Below are 24,907 nucleotides of genomic sequence, written 5' to 3' on the forward strand. Positions count from 1 at the left end.
CCGAAATTAGCCGTCTCAAAAAACGAATTAAAAATTATATCCCTATGGAAGAACAAAATATTTTGGATTGTGTGATTATCGGCTCTGGTCCTGCAGGCTACACCGCCGCTATATATGCTGCAAGAGCTGATTTAAAACCTGAACTTTTCACTGGTTTGGAACCTGGCGGACAGCTGACAACCACGACAGAAGTGGAAAATTTCCCTGGCTATCCTAACGGCATCACAGGTCCTGAAATGATGATGGACTTGCAAAAACAAGCCGAAAGATTTGACACTAAAATCCACTACGAGATGATTTCATCCGTAGAGTTTTCAAAAGAAGTGGGTGGCATCCACAAAATATCTACGGGCAGTAGAGAAGTTTTGGCACGCACAGTAATCATTTCCACAGGAGCTACCGCCAAATACTTAGGTCTTGATGATGAAAAAAAATATGCAGGTGGCGGCATTTCGGCTTGTGCTACTTGTGATGGTTTCTTCTATAAAGGTAAAGATGTGATTGTGGTAGGCGCTGGAGATACCGCTGCGGAGGAAGCCACTTACCTCGCTAATATTTGTAATAAAGTAACGATGCTGGTGAGAAAAGACTACTTCCGTGCCTCTAAGGTAATGGAGCAACGCGTGGAAAAAACGCCTAATATAGAGGTGCTATTTAACCACGAATTGGTCGGCATTAAAGGTGATAACAACTTGGTTGAAAAAGCCGTAGTGCTCAATAATAAAACCAATGAAACTTCCGAAATTGATGTTCATGGTATTTTTATTGCCATTGGCCATCAACCGAATACCAGCCTTTTCCAAGGGCAGATTGATTTAGATGAAAATGGCTATATCATCACCCAAGGTAAATCTTCTAAAACCAATCTACCAGGCGTTTTTGCGGCGGGCGATGTTCAGGACCATATTTACAGACAAGCCATTACTGCGGCAGGAAGCGGCTGTATGGCTGCCATAGATGCAGAGCGCTATTTGGGCGAACTTAAATAGTTTTTATAATGCATATTCTTTAAACCAGTCGGCGGGATTTAAAAATCCCGCCGACTGGTTTTTTATTCCATTCTTTATTACTCGCCTTCTTCTTCATCGATAAAAAAAGAAAAAGATACCTCAAAATGAAGTATCTTTTCCTACAGTTAAATTTATAAAATTTAAAGCTTATGTTTTATTGCTCTGTTTTTGGTGCTTCCTCAGCTTTTGGTGCAACTTCTACAGGAGCATCAGATACCACTTCAAATTCGTAATCGTGCTCTACATCTCTATGGAGACGGATTTTAGCCACGAATTTACCAATTCTTTTGATGGTATTTCCTGGGATTTTGATGTATTTTTTATCTACTTCTACCCCAGCTTTAGCCAATTCTTCAGATAAGTTGGCATTGTTAATAGAACCGAATAATTTATCACCCGTTCCTACTTTTGCAGCGATAGATACAGCTGTTTTCTTCAACTGCTCTACTACTTTTTGAGCTGCAGCTACTAACTTAGCTTCTTCTTCTTTTCTCGCTTCTAAAGTTTCTGCTAAAGCGGCTTTGTTTTTAGGCGTAGCCAATACAGCGTAGCCTTGTGGAAGCAAGAAGTTTCTTGCGTATCCTGGTTTTACATCTACAGTATCAAACTCAAGTCCTAAGTTTTCTACATCTTTTTTTAGAATAATTTCCATGGGTTGTTGTCCTTTTTTAGGTTTTAGACTGTGGCAATTTTGCCTTTTACTAAAACAGTTAGAATTTTTTTAATTGAATTCAGCAACTTAATGGCTATGCAATCTGCCCAAGCATATGCTATAGCGATTGCTTTTTTATTTTAATAAGTCTGCTACATAAGGCATTAACGCCAAGTGTCTTGCTCTTTTAATAGCGGCAGATACTTTTCTTTGGTATTTTAAAGAAGTTCCTGTGTATCTTCTTGGTAAAATTTTACCTTGCTCGTTTACGAACTGAAGAAGGAAGTTAGCATCTTTATAATCTACATATTTAATACCGTATTTTTTAAATCTACAGAATTTTTTGTCAGATTTAGTATTGATATCCAATGGAGTTAAGAATTTCACTTCAGACTCTCCACCTTGTGCGGCTTGTTGTGCCATTTCATCTATTGCCATAATTGTAATGTTTTTTAGGGTTAAAAATTAAGCTTTTTGTGATTTTAATTTAGCTCTTCTCTTTTCTGCATACTCTATCGCATGCTTGTCTAATTTAGTGGTTAAATAGCGGATCACTCTTTCATCACGCTTAAACGCCAGCTCTAAATCAGCTACCACAGTACCTTCTCCTTTAAACTCTATTAAAGTATAGAATCCGTTCTTTTTAAGTTGGATAGGATACGCTAATTTTTTTAGTCCCCAATTTTCTTTGGCAACAATTTCGCAATTGTGATCTTTTAATAGATCTTCAAATTTTTTCACTGCTTCCTCCACCTGAGCATCAGACAGAACGGGAGTTAAAATGAAAACAGTTTCGTAATGATTCATAATATTGATTTTAAATGTTTAAAATTAAGCCGCAAAAATAAGAATTATTTATGATACACACAAACTTTTTTAGTCTGGTTTTCTGCTCACATCTGGAAAAGGCGTTTTAGAAGTTTTATTTTTCCCTAAATCCGAAAGATTAAGCTTAGTTTTAGGGAGGTTCTCGTGGCTGCCATACTGCTGCTCCAACGATTTTAAATAATGGTCTCGCAACTCGTCATAGAGCGATTTTCTGCTCACCAAAAGCGCCGCAATAGAAGACACCATCCCAGAGAGCATCAAATAAAATATCAATGAATGGCGGTCGGTCATCTCTAAAACCAAAATAGCCGAGGTAAACGGTGCCCGCGTAATGCCTGTAAGAAAAGCCACCATACCTGCCAAAATAATCACATTGGTCTCATTTCGAGAAAGATGCATAATATCCGAAAAAAAGGCACCACAGCTCGCCCCTGCACTGAGCGCTGGCGCAAAAATCCCGCCTGCACCACCACTGGTAAAGGACAATGCAGGTCCCAACATTCTAAATATCGGCATATACCAAGCCTGCTCTTTTTCATCAGAAAACAGCACACGCTCCATCAGCCCCTTCCCAGAGCCCAAAATACTTTTATCAACGAAAAATGCCATCGTAGCGATGATTAAGGCACTGACCACCAAAAATACAACCTGCTGACGGTTATTTTTCAATCCCGCTCTAAAATGGTTGATGGCGAGCATCAGCTTAGAAAGTTTACTGCTCATCAAACCGCAAAGAAAAGCCACCAAAATCACAGGAAATATAATCCCAATACCGATGCCCTGCGTTTTAGGATACCCTAAATAAAGGTAAGAACCCGCCAAAGTCTGCGCCGTGAGCCCCGCAATAATCACAGCGGTAAAAAGGGCGGTTTTAAAGTAGTTCATATGCGTTTTGGATAGTTCTTCCACCGCAAAAACAATACCCCCTAATGGCGTATTAAACGCTGCCGAAAGCCCTGCCGCCGCACCTGTCATAATCATATTTTTAATGGAAATCTTGGGCCACCATTTCGGCAAAATCTGGTTGACAAAACGGAACAAAGAGCCCGCAATTTGAATCGTTGGACCTTCTCGACCAATAGCGCCACCACCAATCACCAAAACAATGCTGGACAACACCTTTATCAAAACGATTTTAATACTCAACAGATATTTGATTTTTCGGCGTTGCTTAGGATTTGCCAGCGTTACCGAAGCCATCACCTGCGGAATACCGCTCCCCCGAGAATACGGCGCATAGCGCTCCACCAACCACCACGACAGCACAAAACCCAAAGGCGCAATGATGAAAATCAGCCACGATTGCCAATGGAGAATAGAAAATAAAATGTGTTCCCCCCACTCAAATAATTTCGCATAAAGCACCGCCACAATCCCCGTTAATAAAGAAGCGAACCAAAATGGAATAGCCTGCAAAAGATTATATTTCAGGCGTTCATTTTGGATATTATCAAAGGTGTGCTTTAAGCGGAACCGCAGGTAGGAAAACAGTTTTTTCATGGGGTTTTGTATCAACTTTTATCGCATTCTAAATATCGCCTCGCAAATTTATAACTTTTTAACGGATTTTAGGCTTAAAATTAGTTCTAAAAACCGCATCATTTTTACTTATCTTTTCCTTATTTTTGCAAAATGAATTCGTTAATTGACAAATACAATATCCCTGGACCGCGCTACACTTCTTACCCTACGGTACCTTATTGGGAGGAAGAAAATTTTTCCTCAGAAGCTTGGCAAAACACCGTAATCAAAGCGTTTAATGAGTCTACACACGAGGGCATTTCTATCTACATCCACCTGCCGTTTTGTGAGCAACTTTGCACCTTTTGTGCCTGCCACAAGCGCATTACCAAGCAACATTCCGTGGAATTGCCTTATATAGAATCCGTGATTAAAGAATGGAAACTTTATTTAAAGTTATTCTCCGAAAAACCGACCATAAAAGAGCTTCATTTGGGCGGCGGCACACCTACTTTTTTCTCGCCAAAGCACCTTAAGGCGCTGATAGAAACCATTCTTTCCGATGCCAACATAGCTCCGAAGCCAGAATTTTCCTTTGAAGGACACCCCAATAATACCACCAAAGAACACCTGCAAACCCTCTATGATTTAGGTTTTAGAAGGGTCAGTTTTGGTGTCCAGGATTATGATGAAAAAGTCCAAAAAGCCATCAACCGCATACAGCCTTTTGAGAATGTAGCCCAAGTGACCCAATGGGCGCGAGAAATCGGTTACGAGAGCATTTCCCACGATTTGGTTTTCGGTCTTCCCTTTCATACTTGGGAGAAAATGGAACACACCATTAGAAAAACAATGACGCTAAAACCCGACCGTATCGCCTTTTATTCCTATGCGCATGTGCCGTGGATCAAGGGCGTAGGACAAAGAGGTTTTGATGAAAACGACCTGCCCAGCGGCGAGGAAAAACGAAAACTCTACGAAAATGGCAAACAGCTTTTAGAAGCTTTGGGCTACAAAGAAATCGGAATGGACCATTTTTCCTTGGAGCACGATGAACTCTACCAATCTATGCTCAACAAGAAAATACACCGTAATTTTATGGGCTATACCTCTGGAAAAACCCAGCTGATGGTCGGTTTAGGGATGAGTGCCATCTCTGACTCTTGGTATGCTTTTGCACAAAATGAAAAAACGGTGGAAGCCTATCAGCAACGCGTAGAAAACGGCGAAATCCCTGTGTTTAGAGGGCATATCTTAAATGAGGAAGATTTAAAAATCAGAAAACATATTCTTAATCTGATGTGCCAATTGGAAACCTCTTGGGATGAACAATCCGCGTTTCCAGAACTGCCGCAGACCTTAGAAAAATTGAAAGAAATGGAGGCTGATGGCTTAGTGGAAATTACTGAACACCACATTAAAATCACAGAAAAAGGGCGCGCTTTCACCCGAAATATCGCGATGTCTTTTGATCTCCGAATGTTGAGAAAAGCTCCAGAAACGCGGCTATTTTCTATGACGGTTTAAAAGATCACACCAATGAAAACAGCGGTTCTCATCACCATCGGCGATGAAATTTTATCTGGAAATACCATTGATACCAATTCTAATTTCATCGCCCAAGAGCTTAAAAATATCGGGATAGAAGTGGTTAGAATCTTGACCATTTCTGATGATCATCAACAGATTAACCAAGCACTTGACGAGGCTTTTCGCTCAGCACCTTTGGTCATCAGCACTGGCGGTTTGGGTCCTACCAAAGACGACAAAACCAAAACGGCGGTGGCACATTATTTTAGCGACCATTTGGCGATAGACCCAAGCACTTTGGCACACCTCAAACAGTATTTAACGCGTAGAAATCGGGCGGATTTATTTGAAATCAACCAAGCCCAAGCCACCGTACCTTCGCGAGCAAAAATTTTTCAAAACGACTATGGTACCGCGCCTTGCTTCTTGATGGAAAATGCCCAAAAATTGCTCTTCGTGCTCCCTGGCGTACCCTACGAGGTTAAGCCGCTCATCAAAGAAAAAATATTGCCTTACCTCAAAGAGCGATACCAACAGCCTTACCTTCTATCGCGAGTGGTTTCCGTGGTGGATTTTCCTGAAAGTTTACTCTCTCAAACCATAGAAAAATGGGAAATGGCATTGCCTCAACACATCAAGCTTTCTTATCTTCCTATCGGCAATAGGGTCAAACTTAAACTGAGTATCAGCGGCGATGATCAGGCACTTTTGGAACGCCAACTCGACACGGCAATTGAGCAACTGAAACCCCTCATTGCTGATAAAGTGATTGGCTGGGCAGAAGATGATCTTGTTTCTATTTTAAAACACCTTTTAATCCAAAAGCAACTAAAAATATCTTGTGCCGAAAGCTGTACTGGCGGCGCTATCGCTAAGCTACTAACCTCTATTTCTGGTAGTTCCGCTTATTTTGAAGGCGGCATTGTGACCTATGCAACCGCACAAAAAGTTAAAATTCTCCAAGTGCCCCAAGACTTAATAGACCGCGAAACAGTGGTCTCCGAGCAAGTGGCTACAGCGATGAGCCAAGGCTGTCGCAAATTATTTGGCACCGATATCAGTATTGCCACCACAGGCGTAGCGGGCCCCAAAACCGATGCCTATCAAAACCGTATCGGCGAGGTCTATTATACCATCAGCATCGGTACTTCGGTTTATCCTTATCATCTCTATCTGCCTCATTTAGAAAGAAATGACTTCATTGATTTTGTTGCACAACGCTGCTTGCAATCTTTGGTGGAAGTGCTGGTGAAAGCGCAAAACTCAACTCAAAACCAAAAATAACGCCCGAAAATAAAATGCTTTTTATACCTTTGTGCTGAGATTTTTTTAATTCAAATTTAATGAAGATAGCCATTATAGGCGCTATGGAGGTTGAAATAAAGCACCTCCGTGAAGCCTTAGAAAATAGACAAGAAAAGCAAATTCATCAGTTTCAGTTTTATACGGGGACTATTGGTCATCACGAGGTGGTGGTCTTACTCTCAGGCGTAGGCAAGGTGAGCGCTGCCGTGAGTACCACGCTACTCATTGACCATTTTGCACCAGATTTGGTCATCAACACAGGTACGGCGGGAGGTCTTAGAAATGTTGCCGTAAAAGACATTATATTAGCCACCGGGGTCAAACATCACGATGTGGATTTAACCGCTTTTGGCTATCAGTTGGGGCAGCCATCGCAGATGCCACCAGCTTTTATTCCAGATGCTTATTTTCTCGAAAAAGCTCAAGCAATCATCACTCAGCACCAACTCAGCGCTAACCAAGGGCTTATTGTGAGCGGTGATGCCTTCATCAACCAACCTGAAAAATTTGAGTGGATAAAACAAGCGTTTCCAGAGGCCAAAGCTGTAGAAATGGAAGCCGCCGCCATCGCTCAAGTTTGCCACCAGATGCGCACGCCATTTATTATTCTGAGAGCCATATCGGACATCGCAGGCGAGGGCAATGCGGTATCTTTTGAAACCTTTGTAGCCGAGGCTGGCAAGCGCTCTGCGGAAATTAACATCGCGCTGATTAAAAGCTTAGATTAAGAACAAAAAAAACATCAACCTTAAAAAAATAACGGTATTTAGCCTATGTTTTCAAAAATTATTGTCCACAGAGTGGGGAACAAAATCAACCAAGAAAATTTATTTTTATCCTCGCAACTCTTAGATTTAGAGGAAGATATGAAGGAAGCGTTAGAAGATTTTTTCCTCAAAAGTTTTAAATCTGAAGAGCAATTTCAGTTTTATAGTGATTCCTATTTAACCAATAACCCTGTATATAGCTCTGTATCAGAGATTTTTGAAGATCCTAATAAATTCCAATGGGAGAGTGAGAACATTGCCAAACACCTTTATGAAGTGGCTGAAAATCCGCGAGTTCAGTCTGGGGAGTTGTTCATCGTTTACTTTGAAGGCGAGTCTACGGAGGCTGGAAAAATAGATTCCATCGGTATTTTTAAAACCGAGAGAAAAGAGCCTTTTTTAAAAATCAACGCTACGGAAGAAGATGATTATCAGATAGAAAAAGATTTTGGCATCGGGCTTTCTAAACTGGACAAAGGCGCCATCATTTATAATAATAGTAAAGAAACGGGCTACAAAATTGCCGTAGTGGATAACAACAAAAATGGCGATTTATACTATTGGTTTGAGGATTTTCTAAAAGTACGCCAGCGCGAAGATGATTATTTCCACACTCAAGAGACCCTTGCCGTTTACAAAGATTACATCACCAAGCAATTGCCTCAAGAGTTTGAAGTTACCAAAGCTGACCAAGCCGATTTCCTCAATAAATCCATCAACTTTTTTAAAGAAAAAGAAGCCTTTGACTTTGATGAGTTTAGCCAAGAAGTCCTCCAAGATGAAAATATTGTGGAGAGCTTCGTGAACTATAAGACAGATTATGAGCAAGATACACAGCTGTCTATCGCGGAGAATTTCCCAATCAACCCGTCGGCGGTTAAGAAACAACAGCGGTATTTTAAAAGCGTGATCAAGCTGGACAAAAATTTCCATATCTATGTGCACGGCGACCGAAAGATGATAGAGACTGGGCAAGATGAAAAAGGTAAATTCTACCGTCTCTATTTTGAAGAAGAGCAATAAAAATCCCCAAATCGTTTGGTAGAAGGTGCAGATATTTGTAAATTTGACCATTCACAATTTTAAATTTTAACTCATAAAAAATAAATCAAAATGAAAGTTACCGTAGTAGGTGCAGGAGCCGTAGGAGCCAGCTGTGCCGAGTATATCGCGATGAAAAACTTCTGTTCAGAAGTGGTATTAGTAGACATTAAAGAAGGTTTTGCCGAAGGTAAAGCGATGGATTTGATGCAAACCGCATCTCTCAACGGTTTTGATACCCGCATTGTGGGCTCTACCGCTGATTACGCTAAAACCGCAGGGTCTGATGTTGCAGTGATCACCTCTGGAATCCCAAGAAAACCAGGAATGACACGCGAGGAGCTCATCGGCATCAATGCTGGTATCGTGAAGGAAGTTACTGAAAACTTAGTAAAACACTCTCCAAATGTAATCATCATCGTGGTATCTAACCCTATGGATACTATGGCGTATTTGGTGCACAAAACTTCTGGATTACCAAAAGAAAGAATCATCGGAATGGGTGGAGCCTTGGACAGCGCGCGTTTCAAATACCGTTTGGCAGAGGCATTAGAGTGCCCTATTTCTGATGTAGACGGTATGGTGATTGCTGCCCACTCTGATACTGGAATGTTGCCACTACTCTCCAAAGCCACCCGAAATGGCGTGCCTGTTACCGAGTTTTTAAGCGACGAAAAACAAAACTATGTGGTAGAAGAAACCAAAGTAGGGGGTGCTACATTGACCAAATTATTGGGTACCTCAGCATGGTATGCACCAGGAGCGGCAGTGTCTACCATTGTACAAGCCATCGCTTGCGACCAAAAGAAAATGATCCCTTGCTCGGTAATGCTCAATGGCGAGTACGGCGAGTCTGATATTTGCTTAGGCGTGCCTGTCATCATCGGTAGAAAAGGAGTAGAAAAAATCGTAGATGTAACCCTTACTGATGCCGAAAAAGAGAAATTCGCAACGGCTGCCAAAGCGGTTAGAGAGGTCAATGCCGACTTAAAACTCTAATTAACCTACCTTATTCAAAAGCTCTTACAATTTGTGAGGGCTTTTTTTTAGCCATAATGCACCGCTATTTCATAAAAAAATTGTATTTTGGCAAATCAAAAATCATTAAAAAAGTAAAAATATGTCAACACTCACTTTTGCTGAAAAAATAGCACAAGCCCAAAACTTTTTACCCATTAACGGGACAGACTACATTGAACTTTATGTAGGGAATGCCAAACAAGCTGCCCATTTCTACAAAACTGCTTTTGGCTTCCAGAGCATCGCCTATGCTGGTCCAGAAACAGGCGTTAGAGATAGAGCATCGTATGTTCTTCAACAAGGCAAAATCAGGTTGGTGCTTACCTCAGGGCTAAAATCAGATTCTCCCATTTGTGAACATCAGAAAAAACACGGCGATGGCGTAAAAATCCTTGCCCTTTGGGTGGATGATGCCTATGCCGCTTTTGAAGAAACCACCAAGCGCGGCGGCAAGCCTTATTTAGAGCCTACCACCCTTACAGATGAGTTTGGAGAAGTTAGAATGAGCGGCATCTATACCTATGGTGAGACCGTGCATATGTTTGTAGAAAGAAAAAACTACACGGGACCCTTTATGCCTGGTTACCAAAAATGGGAAAGCGACTACAACCCAACCGATTGCGGCTTGCTCTATGTAGACCACTGCGTGGGGAATGTAGACTGGAACAGAATGCTCCCTGTGGTCAAGTGGTACGAAGATGTTCTCGGTTTTGTTAATATTTTAAGCTTTGATGATAAACAAATCAACACAGAGTATTCCGCGCTGATGTCTAAGGTGATGTCTAACGGCAACGGATACGCCAAATTCCCTATCAATGAGCCTGCAGAAGGCAAAAAGAAATCTCAGGTGGAAGAATATTTAGAATTCTACGAAGGCGAAGGCGTACAGCACATTGCCGTGGCGACCAAAGATATCATCAAAACCGTGTCTGAGCTCAAAGCCAGAGGTGTAGAGTTCTTATCTGCGCCGCCAGAAACCTATTACGAGATGGTTCCAGAGCGTGTGGGTCACATTGATGAAGATTTAAAGAAACTACAAGATTTAGGCATCCTCATAGACCACGATGAAGAAGGCTACCTCCTCCAAATCTTTACCAAACCTGTGGAAGACCGCCCTACCCTTTTCTTTGAAATCATAGAAAGACACGGCGCACAGAGTTTCGGTGCGGGTAACTTTAAAGCCTTATTTGAAGCCTTAGAGAGAGAGCAAGCCAAACGCGGCAACCTTTAAAATCAACAACAAATGGCTGAGCATCAATCAGCCATTTTTAAAACCATTACGATGAAAAAAATAATCTTAACCCTCTTGGTAGGGCTTTCCCTCTCGGCAGCTCAAGCGCAAAACTTTGGGAAAATCAACGAAATTTTAGACCGATTGGAGCAACGGAAAGGCTTCAACCAGAACTTAGGCGATGTGGACTTAAACGGTAAAAAATTTATCGCTATTAAAGATTTTGAGGACCATACCGAGCGGCAATTCATCATCTTTAACCAAAATAAAGTCAATTATATTGAAGTTTTTGATGATAAAAAGACCCAGAAAACCACTTCTAATGTCTTTTCTGGCGATATGATGCGCACCAAGAAAAATGTGATCTCCATACGAGCCGATCTATTGGAGGGCGAAAAAATCCCTATCCCCATTACCAAAACCCTATGGCTCAACAAGGAGAAAAATATCCTCTACCTGATTGATATCAACACCAAAGAGCGCTGGATAGACCAGACCGCCCTTAACAAACAATAAAACCTTACCTTTATGAAATCATTTGTTCACTATAACGAGAACTCAGACTTCTCCATTCATAACATTCCTTTTGGCGTTGCCGTATTTGGCAGAGCGTATATTGCCTGTGCCACCAGAATCGGTGACTTGGTAGTAGATTTAGCCACCTTATACGACTATGGCTACTTTGATGATATTGAAGGTCTCCAAGACAATGTTTTTGAAGCCTATACCCTCAACGAGTTTATTGAATTAGGCAAGCCTGTGACCACAGCGGTTAGGCTTAAACTCCAAACCCTTTTCTTAGAAAATTCTAAATTAGCCAATGATGAGAAGGCCAAAGAAGAATGCTTTTATGATTTAGACGAGGTAGAGATGCTAATGCCTGTGCATATCCCTAACTACACCGATTTTTACAGCAGCATAGAGCACGCCACCAATGTCGGCAAGATGTTCCGTGATCCAGACAACGCCCTACTCCCTAACTGGAAGCATATTCCCGTAGGTTACCACGGCAGAGCCTCCTCTATTGTCGTTTCTGGGCATCCTTTCCACCGCCCTAAGGGACAAATGAAGCCTGCCGATGCCACAGCACCAATCTTTGGGCCTTCTCAACAATTAGATTTTGAGTTAGAGATGGCATTCATCGTGAATAAAAACACCGAAATGGGAGAATCCATCAGCACTGCCGATGCCGAAGACGCTATTTTTGGTATGGTACTCTTCAACGACTGGTCAGCCCGAGATATACAGAGTTGGGAATATGTGCCCCTCGGACCATTTTTGGGTAAAAACTTCTGTTCTTCCATATCGCCGTGGGTGGTTACCCTGGAAGCCTTGGCGCCTTTCCGTACCGCTTCACCAAAGCAAGCCCCCGAGGTTTTACCTTACCTACAATACCAAGGCGATAAGAACTTTGACATCCAATTAGAGGTTTACCTCCAGCCAGAACACAGCGAAACGCAGAACCTCATCTGCCAATCCAACTTCAAGTATATGTATTGGAATATGGCACAACAGCTGGCGCACCACACCATTAACGGATGTAATGTAGAAGTGGGAGATATGTACGCCTCTGGCACTATTTCTGGCAAAGACCCTCATAGCTTTGGCTCTATGCTTGAGCTCACTTGGCGAGGACAGACCCCTTTAACCCTTGCCGATGGCAGCCAGCGTAAATTCATTGAAAACGGCGATACGGTAACAATGAAAGGCTTCGCAGAGAAAGACGGTATCCGTGTAGGTTTCGGAGAAGTGAGCACCAAAGTATTACCAGAACTATAAGATTTTAATGCAATGAAAACCCTTCTTCCTCAAGAGGCTTCCGCCTTTGAACTACAAGCCTTATTGCAGACTGCCATTGCCCCAAGACCCATCGCTTTGGTCTCTACCATCGATGCTGAGGGGCGCGCCAACCTATCGCCGTTCAGTTTCTTTAATCTTTTTAGCTCTAATCCGCCTGTGGTCATCTTCTCCCCTGCCCGCCGCGTGAGGGACAACACCACCAAGCACACCTTAGAAAATGTAAAAACCACAGGAGAGGCGGTGATTGGTATTGTTAACTATCCTATGGTGCAGCAAGTCTCTTTGACTTCCACAGAATACGCCCAAGGGGTCAATGAGTTCATTAAATCGGGGCTACATATGAAGCCTGCCGACTTGGTGGCGCCTTATCTGATAGAAGAAAGCCCTGTCAATTTAGAATGTCGCGTTTTGGAGGTCAAAGCCCTCGGTAACGAAGGCGGCGCTGGCAACTTGGTGATTGCCGAAGTCGTTAAAATCCATATCCGTGAGGAATACCTGAACGAAGATGGGCGTTTAGACCAAGCCCGATTAGATTTAGTGGCGAGGTTAGGCGGCAACTGGTACTCCCGAACCACCCAAGGCAGCCTCTTTGAAGTGCCCAAGCCCTTAGTGACCAAAGGCATCGGCTTTGATGCCCTTCCTGAGGAGTTATTGAAAAGCCGAGTGCTCACAGGCAACGATTTAGCGATGCTCGCCAATGTAGAAACGCTCCCAGAAGGTCGTTTCTCTCACGAGGAAGACACCCACCGCCGTGCACAGACGCTTTTAGCGCAGATGAAGATTGAGGAAGCGTGGCAAGTCCTTAGGCAATAGCCCACAGAATAAAAGAAACGGCTCTCTTACGAGAGCCGTTTTCAGTATGCACTGTTGGTAGCGCAGTAGGTTACCATATTTTGATGCGTTGTTCATCTGTTTTATAGAGGCGGTCTTGTGGTTTTACACCAAAAGCTTCGTACCAGGCATCTACATTAACCAAAGGTCCAAAGCTACGGAAGTAACCCGGTGAATGTGGGTCTGTTTTCACTTGGTTAATCATATATTGGTCAGTAGACTTGGTTCTCCAAACGGTTGCCCAGCTTAGAAAGAAGCGTTGGTCTTGGTTAAACCCACTGATTTCCCCTGGATTGCCTTTATCTTTAAGATACATCTTGAGGGCATCATAAGCAATCGCAACCCCTCCTAAGTCGGCGATGTTCTCTCCGCTTGTAAAGACACCATTAACGAAGTTACCTTTAACCGGTTCATACTTACTGTACTGGTCTGCCAGCTGTTTTACTTTAATATCAAAGTTTTTGCGGTCTTCCTCTGTCCACCAGTTGTTCAGGTTGCCATCACCGTCAAAGCGAGAGCCGCCATCATCAAAGCCATGAGAGATTTCGTGGCCTATAACAGCGCCAATGCCACCAAAGTTAACCGCAGGGTCTGCCTTAAAGTTAAAAAACGGCGGTTGAAGGATGGCAGCCGGGAACACAATCTCGTTATTAGAGGCATTATAGTAAGCATTAACGGTCTGAGGGGTCATTCCCCACTTGCTTTTATCCACAGGCTTGTTCACCTCTTCTTTCAGGCTCTTGTTATACTCCCATTCGCCGACTTGTTTTAGGTTTTCGTAGAGGTTATTGCCGTTAAGGGCAAGGGCAGAGTAATCCTCCCACTTGTCTGGATAGGCAACCTTTACTGTAAACTTACTCAGCTTCTCCAGCGCTTTCTTTTTGGTCTCTGGAGACATCCAATCTAAGTTACTAATGTGCTGATGGTAAGACTTTTTAAGGTAATCGATTAAGGTTTGCATCTCCGCCTTGGCTTCCGCAGGGAAATACTCGCTCACATAGAGCTTACCGAAGGCTTCTCCCAGCACACCGTTGATCAGACTGAGCCCACGCTTGTTCATTGGGCGCTGTTCCTTCTGTCCTTGCAAGTATTTGCCATAGAAATCAAAATGAATGTCATCCAGACGCTGGTCAAGGTTATCCGCATTAGAGGCTAAAAGCTTTTCTTTCAAGTAATCCTTGATGAGTGGCAAGTTTTTCTCATTCAGGAAACGGTCTAAGTTCTCATAATACTTTATTTCGCCGATGATTACTTTATCCGTGTCTACACCGACTTGCTTCAGGTAAGTATTAAGGTCTATATTCTTAGACAGTTGGCTTAGTTCCGCCGAAGTTCTTGGGTTATAGCGCTTGTTGGCATCTCTCCCCTCCTCCAGCGTTAATAAATTTTTAGCGAAGTCCTTCTCCAACGCTACGATCTGGCTCGCCGTTACCTCGGGGTTCTTATAGCCCAATATGCTGAGGAGTTTCGCCACATATTTCTGATATTCAGCGATGGTTTTAGCATTCTCGGCGTTCTCTTTTTGATAATAATCCCTACCGAGACCCAATCTTGGCCCTCCGAGGTAGATAGCGTTCATCTTGGAGTTCTTCATATCTGCATAGGCACCCCAGTCGTAGAGCGGGTTGCCGCCGCCGTGCTTCACTCTATCGATGAAATACGCTTGGAGGTCCTTCATATTCTTAATGGCATCAATCTTTGCTAAATCGGCTTGGATTGGAGCAATGCCCTCCGCATTCCGCTTGCTCATATCCATAAAAGAGGCATAGAGATTTTGGATTTTTTGCCCCTCAGAGCCTTCAGCGTACTTTTTATTAAGGATATTGTTGAGGATGTTGAGAGAAGCCTCATCGGTTTTCTCCCTTAGCTCATTGAAACTGCCCCAAGACGCTTTATCCGAAGGGATAACGGCAGTTTTCATCCAGCCACCGTTCACATAATTATAGAAATCGTCCTGCGGACGCACGCTGGTGTCCATATACTGCAAGGCAATGCCTTCATCTGCATGCTGGTGCCCTGCGTGGTTTTCCTTTAGCGTATGTTGTTCTGCCTTAGCCGCTTGCTGAGACTGCACCGAGCACGACTGAAACGCCAATAGCCCCGACAGAGAAAGTAGACTGATACTTAGTTTTTTCATTGGTTTAAATTTTTGATGTTAATATTTAAAAAGTTCCTCATCACGCTGGCATAGAACGTACTACTCCCGATGATGATTGAATACAAATCTACACATTTTTTCGTAATCCTCCATAGCATAGGGCTATATTTTTAAAAGAAATCTATTCCCTGTACTACACCACTACCCTAATGAGGATAGACTTTTGATTTTTTTCAACTGATATTCATTTTCTTCACGAAGAATAGCCTCCACCGCTAATAGGGGTTTATTTTTGAATTATAGGTTTTCTATTTTGGTTTATAGATATTAGATTTTAGATTATTGATGCTAATCAAAGTTTTTAAGAAAGAAATCAATCGCTTACCAGTATAGAGTTTTGGATTATATAAATCAAATTTTTTCATATAGATATCAATCAAAGCCTTATAGAATATAATTCATTGCTTATTAGTGTTGAGTTTTAGATTATAGAAACTAAATTTCCTCATATAGATGCTTATTAGAGCCTTAAAGAATAGCCTTTTAATAGAATAGAAATACTATACTTTAATATAGAATAGCCTTATTCCCTCTTAGATTTAAAAGAAAGAAAAAGAGAAACCGATTAAAATTATCAATTTCTCTTATTTTAGCGTTCAGATTTCATATATCCTTGCGGTTTATCCATTTCTGTGTGCGGTTGATTCATTTCTGTATGCGGTTGATTCATTTCTGTATGCGGTTGATCCATTTCTGCATGCGGTTGATCCATTTCTGCATGCGGTTGGTTCATTTCTGTGTGCGGTTGATTCATTTCTATGTGCGGTTGGTTCATTTCTATGTACGGTTTATTCATTTCTGTGTGCGGTTGGTTCATTTCTATGTACGGTTTATTCATTTCTGTGTGCGATTGGTTCATTTCTAAGTGAATTTATCCTTTATCTCATCTAAAATTATCAACATAACAGCAAGCATTATCAGCAACTATGCTCCATTCATTATCAACCATATCCAAAAGAAAAGAGCCTAAAACCGTTGGGGTCTTAGGCTCTTGCGTTTCTTATGATTTAAAGCGTTCAAAGGCGGCTTTATCCAGCATCTCCCTATCATCAGGGTGCGCTATTTCGATGAGTGCCTTCGCACGCTGGCGGAGGTTCTTACCATATAGGTAGGCTATGCCGTATTCCGTCACCACATAGTGGATGTGACCTCTGGTGGTTACCACGCCAGCACCCTCTTTAAGGAAAGGAACGATGCGTGGTACGCCTTTCTTCGTGCGTGCGGAGATGGCAATGATTGGTTTGCCGTCTTCACTCAAAGCTGCCCCCCGCATAAAGTCCATCTGCCCACCGATACCGCTAAATTGGTAAGTTCCTATGGAATCTGCGCAGATTTGTCCCGTTAAGTCCACCTCTATTGCGGAATTGATGGCAGTCATCTTCTTATTCTTCATAATTTCTATCGGATAATTGACCTTCTGAACATCTAAAAAGGCGATGGAAGGGTTGTCATCCACGAAATCATAGAGGCGTTTGGTACCAAAACAGAAGCTGGTAATCGTTCGGTTCTCGTGTACGCCCTTAAATTTATTGTTAATCACATCTTTTTTGATAAGATCTATCACGCCATCACTCAACATCTCCGTATGGATACCTAAATCCTTATGGTTGTGAAGGCACTGGAGCACCGCATCTGGTATAGTCCCAATGCCCATCTGCAATGTGGAACGGTCTTCAATGAGTTCTGCCACATTCTTACCAATCTGGCGCTCTATATCGGTCACTTTGGAGGCATAATCGATGGTGAGGAGCTCTTCCTCGTGCCATACCATTTTGTCAATCCTTTCGATGTGGATCATCCCGTTTCCGTGGGTTCTCGGCATCTTAGGATTAACCATCGCGATGATTTTTTTAGCGGTATCTACTGCTGCTCTCGCCACATCTACGGAAGTTCCCAGCGTGCAATAGCCGTGGGCATCTGGCGGAGAAACGGTGACAATAGCCACATCTAACGGCAAAATTTCTTTCTTAAACAAAAGCGGAATTTCGCTCAAAAACACAGGGACAAAATCTCCGCGCCCAGAGTTTACCGCATCTCTCACCGGCGTAGAGACAAACAATGAGTTGATATAAAAACTGTCTTTGTACTGTGGCTTCGCTATTTCCATATTCCCTTGTTGGGTAATGGAGACCACCTCTACATTAGAGAGCCTGTGGGCTTGTCTGGCGAGTTCATCTATTAAATAATTGGGCGTGCAGGCACTGCCGTGCATAAAAATACGCTCGCCGCTTTCTACAATGGATATCGCCTCTTCGGCGGATACATAATGATGCATTTTATTGTAATTTAATAATTATCTTGGTTAGTTTATGGCGCTTCTATCCAGCTGGTCACATAGTCTGGGTCTTCTATTTTTAGCGCCTCTTCTGTAATTTTTAAAGGACGGAAAGGGTCCACCATTACGGCATATTCTTCCGTGGATTTCTTACCGATGCTCCGCTCCATAGCGCCTGGGTGCGGCCCGTGGACAATGCCCCCTGGGTGAAGCGTGAAGTCCATCAAATCAATATGGTTGCGGCTCATAAAATCGCCCTCGGTGTAGAATAAAACCTCATCGCTATCAATATTAGAGTGGTTGTATGGGGCAGGTATCGCCTGCGGATGATAGTCGTAAAGCCGTGCTACAAAGGAGCAAACCACAAAATTATGGGCTTCAAAATTCTGATGAATTGGTGGCGGCAAATGCACGCGCCCTGTAATGGGTTCAAAGTTTTTGATATTGAATTTATATGGATAGAAATAGCCATCCCAGCCCACCACATCAAAAGGATGCGTAGCGTAGATGAAATCGGTAATTTGGTTTTCTTTTTTCACTTTGATGAGGAAATCGCCCTGTTCATCGTGAGGCGCCACAAAAGTAGGGGCTATAATATCCCGCTCACAGAACGGCGAGTGTTCCAACAGTTGTCCAAACTCGTTTCGGTAGCGCTTAGGCGTATAGATTGGCGAATGGCTTTCTAAGAAAAATAGGACATTCTCTGGCGTATCAAACTCTATTTGATAAATGGTGCCCCTCGGAATGATGAGATAATCCCCCACTCCAAACGGGATATTGCCCACAAAAGTTTTGAGCACGCCAGAGCCTTCGTGCACGAAAAATAGCTCATCACACTCGGCATTTTTGTAGAAATACGGCGTGGATTGCTGTGGTTTGGCTAAGCCCATTTTCAAATCATTATTGAGTAAAAGGACTTTTCGGCTCTCTAAGAAATCAGCTTCGGGTTTCACATTTTTCCCCTTGAACATCCGTGGGATAATGTTTTTGTCCACCGCTATTTTTGGGGTAACATCTACCGTCTGCCCCACCGATTTAATTTGCGTAGGGCGATGGATATGGTACAATAGCGAGGCTATACCGTGAAAGCCCTCGGTGCCAAACAGTTGCTCATAGTAAAAATTGCCCTCTGGGGACTTAAATACGGTATGTCTTTTTTGTGGAATTTTCCCTAACTGTAAGTATCTCATTTTTCTTTTCTTTTAGATGAAGTCCAAAAGTACGGAATTTTTATAAAATACCCGATATGAATTTTGTCAAGGATAAAAACTGAGCCTCAACCTATTTTTCCATTAAAAAACCGAAATTTAGCGGTAATATTTTCTTCGCCAAAAATGCCATAGGGCTGCACAGAGTGCCAAAATACCCAGCGGCAACAGGAGGTTGAGCCATTGCCATTCGGTTTTTTCCTCGTTAATCCTCTGGCGGTCTAAAAGCCTCACTTTGATGTTTCGGTTTCTGAGCGTCATCAGCTGGCTGTCATCTAACAGCCAATCCAAAGCATTACGCAGAAATTGCTCGTTGCCATACTGTTGGTTGGTCAGCAAATCTGCCCCCAATGGCAGTGCCTCGCCTTTTAAGATTTGGTTCCTGCCCACATCGCCATCGGCAATAATGATCATTTTATTCTCTGGGCTTTGGTTTTTAAAGTGTGGATAGGACATCCGCTCACTCCGCGAGGCATAGGCAGAAGTGAACTTCCCTTCCAAGCTTACTGCAAAAATCTTCGGTACGCTGGGGCGTTCCATAGCGCCCAAAGAATCTACATTGACAATCTCCGCCAGAGAGACATAGTTCGGCACCGACTTGGTGGTGGTTCTGTCACTGGATTCAAAAAGGACTTCTTTCTTAATGTTCGCACGCGCCAAAGTATCAATAGAAGTCGGAAATTCCAACTTAACGGGGTCTATATTTTTGGTAATCACTTGGTTGCCCTCTGCAATCCCCAAAGGGAAATAGGGCCAAAGGAAATTCTGATATTGTGGGTTGCCCGCAATTTCGCCAGCGCTCAACCGCACCAATGCTGTTTTCTTAAAATCTTTAACCAAAGTGGGCGAAATCCGAATGCCATAATTGAAAAAGAAATCCGTGAGGTTGAGGTCCACAGGATATGCCATAATCCTTTTGGCGTGGAATAGCGTGTCCATATCGGCGTTTACAGCATCTATCATCCAGAGGGTTTTTCCACCGTTCATAATGTATTGGTCTATCACCAGTTTCTCCTCATCGTTAAAGGGTTTTCTCGGTTTGGCAATCACCAAAGCATCCATTTTTTTTTAGTTTCGGAATATCTGCCGTTGATAGCCCTGTGGATTTTCCTGGGATGATGGGGCCTACATTATAACGCTCCAATGCCATATCGACAAAGCCTTGAAATGCATCAGGTTTCAGTTCATCGTGATTGACTAAAATACCGATGTTTTTTTTTGTGATTTTCGGTAAGGTTTTTAATCTGAGAAACCAAATTATACTCCAAATGGTCTATGGACTGTGCCAGTTGCTGATTCGCATCAATACCCATCTGTTGCACGATGAGCGAGGTAGAGGCGCCATAGCCATCATACTTAAACACGGCGTACGGAAATAGCACAATCTCTGATACCTTGCCATCTTTCATATCTGGTAAAATGGAGGGCGACATCCCCATCGCCATTAGGGTATCTTGCGACATTTTGGTCTTAATGGGGTCTATAAAAGTATAGTCTATTTTAGGGTTGATTTTTCGAAAAGCCTCCACCATAAACTGGGTTTCGCTCTGGAGTTGTTTAAACGATGCAGGAAAATCGCCGTCTAAATAAATTTCAATTTTGAGTGGCTTTTTTACAGATTTTAAGACTTCCACTGTGGCATCTGACAAGGTATAGCGCTTTTCCTGAGTTAAATCTAACCTCTGATACCAAACGCCTAAACACCCCAAAAGAAGCACCACAGCAGCGCCTATCCACCAAAATTTATTTTTGATACCTACTTTCATTTTATGATTTCTTTTTATTGATAAAATAATAAGTTGCTCCGAGGCTCAGCACCAGCACCAACAGAAAATAACTAACATCTCTACTGTCCACCAGCCCGCGTGTAAAACTCATATAGTGATAATAAAAACCGAAGTTTTGCAGCCAATAATCGGCGCTGCCCAACAGTTTATAGCTCGCCAATTGTTCTATCCCGAAATAGAGGATAAAATTAGCGCCTGTCCCCATCAGATACGCCATCATTTGGTTAGAAGCATGCGACGATGCCCAAATGCCCACGCCAGAAAAAGCCGCAATAAGAAGTAACAATCCGCCATAGCCGCCCCACATCATCCCCATATCTAAATGATCTTCGGTCACGCTTAAATTAGATAAAGTCGCTACGATAACACACGATGGCAACAAGCACAATAGCCCCACCACAAAGACCGCTGCCCACTTGCCCACCACTAAGCTCAAAGTGCTAACAGGTTGAGAAAAAAGCCAATAGAGCGTGCCATTCTGCTGTTCTTCGGCAAAAGATTTCATACTCAGCACAGGGATAATAAAAAGCAACAACCACGGCGACAGCGCAAAATAAGGCTGCATAGAAGCAGAGCCAATATCAAAAAGATTAAAACTATTCTCAAAGAAAAATAGAAATAAAGTGCTGATGATGCTAAAAATCGCGATAGCCGCCCATGCTACACCACCCGATAAATAGGCTCTAAAGTCTTTTTTGAAAATGGAAATCATACCCTTCTAAACGCTTATTTTTTATTTTTATTGACTAATTTAACGGTCACCATAATTAAAACCACAATGCCTAAAAAGCCGAGCAACAATTGCCACCAATACGCTAACACATTGGCTTTTAAAATCACGGTGAAGACCACTAAAAATAATATAAAAGTCGCCACTTCATTGGCTTGCCTCAGCTTGATATTCGCGATGTTTAGGGTTTCGTTTTTTAAGTTCTGGAGCCCTTGCACCTGCCGCCAGCACCAATAATGATACGCAGCCAAGCCCACCAAAAAGGTTAATTTTAAATGAAACCAAGGCATTTTTAAAAGATATGGATTGAGGTAAATTAAGCATAATCCAAAAACCAGCATCAGCACGCCAGCGGGCAAGATGATGATATCCCAAAGGCGCTTCGCCATGTAGGCATATTGGGTGCGCAGAATACTTTGCTTCGGTTCTGGAAACGCGTCTGTATCTTTATAGTACACCAACAGCCTCACCAAGTAGAAAATCCCAGCGAAATAACTCACCATAAAGATGATATGCAGGGCTTTTATAATCAAATTTGCCATATTACAATCTATCCATTATTGAAATTCTATATATATATTTTCGCCGATATTGATGCCCAATAAAGACTGTGCGCCATTCTGCCGAGAGCCCTTATAGATAGCGATTTCTAACAAGTCGGCATCATTAAAAATAGCCAAAGATTTGCCGTGGTATTCGCTTTCTCGTTGCCAATCTGTTACCACATCTGTGTATTGCTGGTAAACTTTTGTGAAGGTATAATTTCTAAATTTAATGGCAAACTGAGAATAAAGCACCGCTTTTTCATTAAAAAAAGTTCTGCTGATATTGGACACCGCATTGCCAAAATTATCAATGTAAAGCATCTGCCCTACCATCATTTTGTCGGTATAGATAGGCCTTGGGAACGAGATTTCCTTTGGTGTAGCGTACTTTCTACCGATGACCTCTGGCAATCCTCCATTATGCAAATGCACCGCCGCAGGCACTAAAATATCCGTAGCGGTAAAGCGCACCTCATCATCAAACCTATTATTGATGGTAATTTCATAAATTTCATCAGGTTTAATGTCAAAAAAAATCAGCCCCATAACCCCATTATCCACAGTTACGAAATAATGCCCATCCACCTTATACACCAAGGCTTTTCTATCCTGATGGTAAAAACTATCCACCGCGATTAAATGCACGGTACCTTTAGGGAAATGGCGGTAAGCATTCCGAACGATGTATGCGGTCTGCAGGAGGTTATAAGGTTCTATCTGGTGCGTTAAATCAATGATTCTGGCATCTTCCTTTAAAGAGATAATGCTCCCTTTAATAGCGCCCACACGAGGGTCTATCAGTCCGTAGTCCGAAGTAAGCGTAATCACTGGCATTTTGCAAAGATAAGATTTTTGGTTTAGAAATATGGCGGCTATCGGTGAATATGCCTTGCTATCACCTCAAAAAAAGAGTTCCAATAAAGCCAAAGGCGACAAATCTCTAAAGAAACCTGCCGCCAATGGATCTTATAATGGATAAGTTAGCTTTTGCTCATCATCAGCACCTCATCTATTTTTTCTACTTTGATTAAATGGTGCTTGGTCAGGTTTTTTGTGGCTTTGTCCCATTTTTTGCCAGAAAGCCCCGCTTGGTTCTTCACCTCTGCCAAAGGTTGGGCACCTTCTTGGCGGTCTAATATGGAGAGGATGATTTGTTCCTCCTCGTTGAGTTCTACTTTGGGTTGTAGTTTTTCGGGTTTCATCTGTGGGAAGAACAGCACCTCTTGGATAGAGGCATTGTTGGTTAAGAACATCACCAATCTGTCCATACCGATGCCTAAACCAGCTGTTGGCGGCATTCCGTATTCCAAGGCACGGATGAAATCTTGATCGATGAACATCGCCTCATCATCGCCTTTTTCGGATAGTTTAAGTTGTTCCTCAAAGCGCTCTCTTTGGTCGATAGGGTCGTTAAGCTCAGAGTAAGCGTTCGCAATTTCTTTTCCGCAAACCATCAATTCAAAGCGCTCTGTAAGTCCCTCTTGGCTACGGTGTTTTTTGGTCAGCGGCGACATTTCAATCGGATAATCCGTGATGAAAGTCGGCTGGATAAAGTTGCCTTCGCACTTTTCGCCAAAAATCTCATCGATAAGTTTGCCTTTGCCCATCGTTTCATTCACCTCAATACCAATAGATTGCGCGAAAGTTCTGAGCTCCTCCTCGGTTTTTCCTGTAATATCAAAACCTGTGTATTTTTTAATAGCTTCCGTCATAGAAATCCGTGGGTATGGGGCTTTCCAATTGATGGTATGTTCCCCAAACTGAGAAACTGGCGTGCCGTTAACCGCCGTAGCGCAGTGTTCCAAAAGTTTTTCCGTGAAGTCCATCATCCAGTGGTAATCTTTATACGCCACATAGATTTCCATCGCGGTAAATTCTGGGTTGTGCGTTCTATCCATTCCTTCGTTTCGGAAGTTTTTTGAGAATTCATACACGCCATCAAAACCGCCGACAATCAAGCGTTTTAAATACAACTCATTGGCAATCCTCATATATAGCGGAATATCCAAAGCATTGTGATGGGTGATGAATGGTCTGGCTGCCGCTCCCCCAGGAATGGCTTGTAGGATAGGCGTTTCCACTTCAAAATAGCCTGCATCATTAAAAAACTGGCGCATCGCATTGAAGAGTTTGGTTCTCTTCACAAAAATTTCTTTAACCTGAGGGTTAACCGTTAAATCCACATAGCGCTGTCTGTAGCGGAGTTCAGGGTCGTTAAAGGCATCGTGTACCACGCCGTTTTCATCTATTTTAGCTTGTGGTAGCGGGCGAAGCGCTTTGGTGAGAAGGGTAAAATTTTTAACCATTACCGTCATCTCTCCCACTTGGGTTTTGAACAATTCGCCCTCTATACCGATAATATCGCCGATGTCTAACAAGTGCTTATAAACCTCGTTGTAAAGGGTTTTATCTTCCCCTGGGCATACCTCATCACGATTGAAATAAATCTGAATGCGCCCTTCGGCATCTTGCAATTCTGCAAAGGAAGCTTTCCCCTGAATACGGCGCGACATCAACCGTCCTGCCAACTTTACGGCTTTGCCTTCTTGGAAGTTTTGTTTGATGCTGGCGGTGGTATCAGATATAGCGTATTCATCAGCTGGAAAGGCATTGATGCACATTTGTGACAGCTTCTGTAATTTCTCTCTACGGATAATTTCTTGTTCGGATAACTGCATAATGATTCTTAATTTAAGAGGGCAAATTTACTAATTATAATACAGATAGC

22 protein-coding genes and 1 pseudogene are annotated in these 24,907 nt (G+C 42.6%); 10 read left to right on the plus strand and 13 right to left on the minus strand.

Going from position 1 to position 24,907, the window contains the following annotated elements:
* The first annotated feature begins 44 nt into the window (after positions 1-44).
* On the plus strand, positions 45-989 hold the full coding sequence (gene trxB, locus NYR17_RS07765; RefSeq protein ID WP_302505151.1) for a thioredoxin-disulfide reductase: 945 nt from the start codon (positions 45-47) through the stop codon (positions 987-989).
* A 175-nt stretch (positions 990-1,164) separates the two neighbouring features.
* On the opposite strand, the gene rplI is transcribed toward trxB, so the two are convergent.
* The 4 genes from rplI to NYR17_RS07785 form a co-directional block, all read right to left on the minus strand.
* Positions 1,165-1,662, minus strand: a complete 498-nt coding sequence (gene rplI, locus NYR17_RS07770; protein ID WP_302505152.1) for a 50S ribosomal protein L9 — start codon at positions 1,660-1,662, stop codon at positions 1,165-1,167.
* Positions 1,663-1,797: 135 nt separating this feature from the next.
* Positions 1,798-2,100 (minus strand): 30S ribosomal protein S18, encoded by a 303-nt coding sequence (gene rpsR / locus NYR17_RS07775; protein WP_302505153.1) that lies wholly within the window; start codon positions 2,098-2,100, stop codon positions 1,798-1,800.
* A 27-nt stretch (positions 2,101-2,127) separates the two neighbouring features.
* Positions 2,128-2,469, minus strand: a complete 342-nt coding sequence (gene rpsF, locus NYR17_RS07780; RefSeq protein WP_302505154.1) for a 30S ribosomal protein S6 — start codon at positions 2,467-2,469, stop codon at positions 2,128-2,130.
* A 69-nt stretch (positions 2,470-2,538) separates the two neighbouring features.
* Positions 2,539-3,990 (minus strand): chloride channel protein, encoded by a 1,452-nt coding sequence (locus NYR17_RS07785; protein WP_302505155.1) that lies wholly within the window; start codon positions 3,988-3,990, stop codon positions 2,539-2,541.
* Positions 3,991-4,122: 132 nt separating this feature from the next.
* Here NYR17_RS07785 and hemN point away from each other — a divergent pair, with 132 nt between their 5' ends.
* The 9 genes from hemN (at position 4,123) to NYR17_RS07830 (ending at position 13,458) form a co-directional block, all read left to right on the plus strand.
* Positions 4,123-5,478, plus strand: coding sequence for an oxygen-independent coproporphyrinogen III oxidase (gene hemN / locus NYR17_RS07790; RefSeq protein ID WP_302505156.1), 1,356 nt, complete (start codon positions 4,123-4,125; stop codon positions 5,476-5,478).
* A gap of 12 nt (positions 5,479-5,490) precedes the next feature.
* Positions 5,491-6,765: a CinA family nicotinamide mononucleotide deamidase-related protein gene (locus NYR17_RS07795; protein ID WP_302505157.1), complete on the plus strand. Its 1,275-nt coding sequence runs from the start codon at positions 5,491-5,493 to the stop codon at positions 6,763-6,765.
* A 59-nt stretch (positions 6,766-6,824) separates the two neighbouring features.
* Complete coding sequence (locus NYR17_RS07800; RefSeq protein WP_302505158.1) at positions 6,825-7,514, plus strand: 5'-methylthioadenosine/adenosylhomocysteine nucleosidase; 690 nt, start codon at positions 6,825-6,827, stop codon at positions 7,512-7,514.
* 45 nt (positions 7,515-7,559) lie between these two features.
* Positions 7,560-8,576, plus strand: coding sequence for a nucleoid-associated protein (locus NYR17_RS07805; RefSeq protein WP_302505159.1), 1,017 nt, complete (start codon positions 7,560-7,562; stop codon positions 8,574-8,576).
* Between the two features lie 90 nt (positions 8,577-8,666).
* The gene (locus NYR17_RS07810) at positions 8,667-9,593 is read left to right on the plus strand and encodes a malate dehydrogenase (protein ID WP_302505160.1); all 927 of its coding nucleotides are present in this window, start codon (positions 8,667-8,669) and stop codon (positions 9,591-9,593) included.
* Between the two features lie 121 nt (positions 9,594-9,714).
* Complete coding sequence (hppD, locus tag NYR17_RS07815) at positions 9,715-10,845, plus strand: 4-hydroxyphenylpyruvate dioxygenase (protein WP_302505161.1); 1,131 nt, start codon at positions 9,715-9,717, stop codon at positions 10,843-10,845.
* Between the two features lie 51 nt (positions 10,846-10,896).
* A complete protein-coding gene (locus tag NYR17_RS07820) occupies positions 10,897-11,361 on the plus strand; it encodes a hypothetical protein (protein WP_302505162.1) in 465 nt (154 codons plus the stop codon).
* Between the two features lie 12 nt (positions 11,362-11,373).
* Positions 11,374-12,624, plus strand: a complete 1,251-nt coding sequence (gene fahA, locus NYR17_RS07825; RefSeq protein ID WP_302505163.1) for a fumarylacetoacetase — start codon at positions 11,374-11,376, stop codon at positions 12,622-12,624.
* A gap of 12 nt (positions 12,625-12,636) precedes the next feature.
* Positions 12,637-13,458 (plus strand): flavin reductase family protein, encoded by an 822-nt coding sequence (locus NYR17_RS07830; protein ID WP_302505164.1) that lies wholly within the window; start codon positions 12,637-12,639, stop codon positions 13,456-13,458.
* Between the two features lie 70 nt (positions 13,459-13,528).
* On the opposite strand, the gene NYR17_RS07835 is transcribed toward NYR17_RS07830, so the two are convergent.
* The 9 genes and pseudogenes from NYR17_RS07835 to lysS all read right to left on the minus strand — a co-directional run bounded on the left by NYR17_RS07835 (position 13,529) and on the right by lysS (position 24,857).
* Positions 13,529-15,613 (minus strand): M13 family metallopeptidase, encoded by a 2,085-nt coding sequence (locus tag NYR17_RS07835; RefSeq protein WP_302505165.1) that lies wholly within the window; start codon positions 15,611-15,613, stop codon positions 13,529-13,531.
* Between the two features lie 610 nt (positions 15,614-16,223).
* Positions 16,224-16,493 carry a hypothetical protein gene (locus NYR17_RS07840; protein WP_302505166.1) on the minus strand — a complete coding sequence of 90 codons (270 nt, stop codon included), beginning with the start codon at positions 16,491-16,493 and terminating at the stop codon, positions 16,224-16,226.
* A gap of 141 nt (positions 16,494-16,634) precedes the next feature.
* The gene (locus NYR17_RS07845; protein ID WP_302505167.1) at positions 16,635-17,909 is read right to left on the minus strand and encodes an acetyl-CoA hydrolase/transferase family protein; all 1,275 of its coding nucleotides are present in this window, start codon (positions 17,907-17,909) and stop codon (positions 16,635-16,637) included.
* Between the two features lie 32 nt (positions 17,910-17,941).
* On the minus strand, positions 17,942-19,099 hold the full coding sequence (locus tag NYR17_RS07850; RefSeq protein ID WP_302505168.1) for a homogentisate 1,2-dioxygenase: 1,158 nt from the start codon (positions 19,097-19,099) through the stop codon (positions 17,942-17,944).
* A 117-nt stretch (positions 19,100-19,216) separates the two neighbouring features.
* Positions 19,217-20,883, minus strand: a pseudogene (gene gldG, locus NYR17_RS09665) (gliding motility-associated ABC transporter substrate-binding protein GldG).
* Position 20,884: 1 nt separating this feature from the next.
* On the minus strand, positions 20,885-21,616 hold the full coding sequence (locus NYR17_RS07865; RefSeq protein WP_302505171.1) for an ABC transporter permease subunit: 732 nt from the start codon (positions 21,614-21,616) through the stop codon (positions 20,885-20,887).
* Positions 21,617-21,630: 14 nt separating this feature from the next.
* Entirely contained in the window at positions 21,631-22,176 is a 546-nt protein-coding gene (locus NYR17_RS07870) for a CopD family protein (RefSeq protein WP_302505172.1), read from the minus strand.
* Positions 22,177-22,191: 15 nt separating this feature from the next.
* Entirely contained in the window at positions 22,192-23,013 is an 822-nt protein-coding gene (locus tag NYR17_RS07875; RefSeq protein ID WP_302505173.1) for an SAM hydrolase/SAM-dependent halogenase family protein, read from the minus strand.
* 146 nt (positions 23,014-23,159) lie between these two features.
* On the minus strand, positions 23,160-24,857 hold the full coding sequence (gene lysS, locus NYR17_RS07880) for a lysine--tRNA ligase (protein WP_302505174.1): 1,698 nt from the start codon (positions 24,855-24,857) through the stop codon (positions 23,160-23,162).
* Positions 24,858-24,907: the final 50 nt, after the last annotated feature.

The organism is Riemerella columbina (assembly GCF_030517065.1).
Lineage (GTDB): Bacteria > Bacteroidota > Bacteroidia > Flavobacteriales > Weeksellaceae > Riemerella > Riemerella columbina_A.

What these genes read in the sequence shown, in the direction of transcription:
- trxB (WP_302505151.1), top strand. Translation starts at nt 45, where the DNA reads ATGGAAGAACAAAATATTTTGGATTGTGTGATTATCGGCTCTGGTCCT.
- rplI (WP_302505152.1), bottom strand. Translation starts at nt 1,662, where the DNA reads ATGGAAATTATTCTAAAAAAAGATGTAGAAAACTTAGGACTTGAGTTT.
- rpsR (WP_302505153.1), bottom strand. Translation starts at nt 2,100, where the DNA reads ATGGCAATAGATGAAATGGCACAACAAGCCGCACAAGGTGGAGAGTCT.
- rpsF (WP_302505154.1), bottom strand. Translation starts at nt 2,469, where the DNA reads ATGAATCATTACGAAACTGTTTTCATTTTAACTCCCGTTCTGTCTGAT.
- NYR17_RS07785 (WP_302505155.1), bottom strand. Translation starts at nt 3,990, where the DNA reads ATGAAAAAACTGTTTTCCTACCTGCGGTTCCGCTTAAAGCACACCTTT.
- hemN (WP_302505156.1), top strand. Translation starts at nt 4,123, where the DNA reads ATGAATTCGTTAATTGACAAATACAATATCCCTGGACCGCGCTACACT.
- NYR17_RS07795 (WP_302505157.1), top strand. Translation starts at nt 5,491, where the DNA reads ATGAAAACAGCGGTTCTCATCACCATCGGCGATGAAATTTTATCTGGA.
- NYR17_RS07800 (WP_302505158.1), top strand. Translation starts at nt 6,825, where the DNA reads ATGAAGATAGCCATTATAGGCGCTATGGAGGTTGAAATAAAGCACCTC.
- NYR17_RS07805 (WP_302505159.1), top strand. Translation starts at nt 7,560, where the DNA reads ATGTTTTCAAAAATTATTGTCCACAGAGTGGGGAACAAAATCAACCAA.
- NYR17_RS07810 (WP_302505160.1), top strand. Translation starts at nt 8,667, where the DNA reads ATGAAAGTTACCGTAGTAGGTGCAGGAGCCGTAGGAGCCAGCTGTGCC.
- hppD (WP_302505161.1), top strand. Translation starts at nt 9,715, where the DNA reads ATGTCAACACTCACTTTTGCTGAAAAAATAGCACAAGCCCAAAACTTT.
- NYR17_RS07820 (WP_302505162.1), top strand. Translation starts at nt 10,897, where the DNA reads ATGAAAAAAATAATCTTAACCCTCTTGGTAGGGCTTTCCCTCTCGGCA.
- fahA (WP_302505163.1), top strand. Translation starts at nt 11,374, where the DNA reads ATGAAATCATTTGTTCACTATAACGAGAACTCAGACTTCTCCATTCAT.
- NYR17_RS07830 (WP_302505164.1), top strand. Translation starts at nt 12,637, where the DNA reads ATGAAAACCCTTCTTCCTCAAGAGGCTTCCGCCTTTGAACTACAAGCC.
- NYR17_RS07835 (WP_302505165.1), bottom strand. Translation starts at nt 15,613, where the DNA reads ATGAAAAAACTAAGTATCAGTCTACTTTCTCTGTCGGGGCTATTGGCG.
- NYR17_RS07840 (WP_302505166.1), bottom strand. Translation starts at nt 16,493, where the DNA reads ATGAACCAATCGCACACAGAAATGAATAAACCGTACATAGAAATGAAC.
- NYR17_RS07845 (WP_302505167.1), bottom strand. Translation starts at nt 17,909, where the DNA reads ATGCATCATTATGTATCCGCCGAAGAGGCGATATCCATTGTAGAAAGC.
- NYR17_RS07850 (WP_302505168.1), bottom strand. Translation starts at nt 19,099, where the DNA reads ATGAGATACTTACAGTTAGGGAAAATTCCACAAAAAAGACATACCGTA.
- NYR17_RS07865 (WP_302505171.1), bottom strand. Translation starts at nt 21,616, where the DNA reads ATGATTTCCATTTTCAAAAAAGACTTTAGAGCCTATTTATCGGGTGGT.
- NYR17_RS07870 (WP_302505172.1), bottom strand. Translation starts at nt 22,176, where the DNA reads ATGGCAAATTTGATTATAAAAGCCCTGCATATCATCTTTATGGTGAGT.
- NYR17_RS07875 (WP_302505173.1), bottom strand. Translation starts at nt 23,013, where the DNA reads ATGCCAGTGATTACGCTTACTTCGGACTACGGACTGATAGACCCTCGT.
- lysS (WP_302505174.1), bottom strand. Translation starts at nt 24,857, where the DNA reads ATGCAGTTATCCGAACAAGAAATTATCCGTAGAGAGAAATTACAGAAG.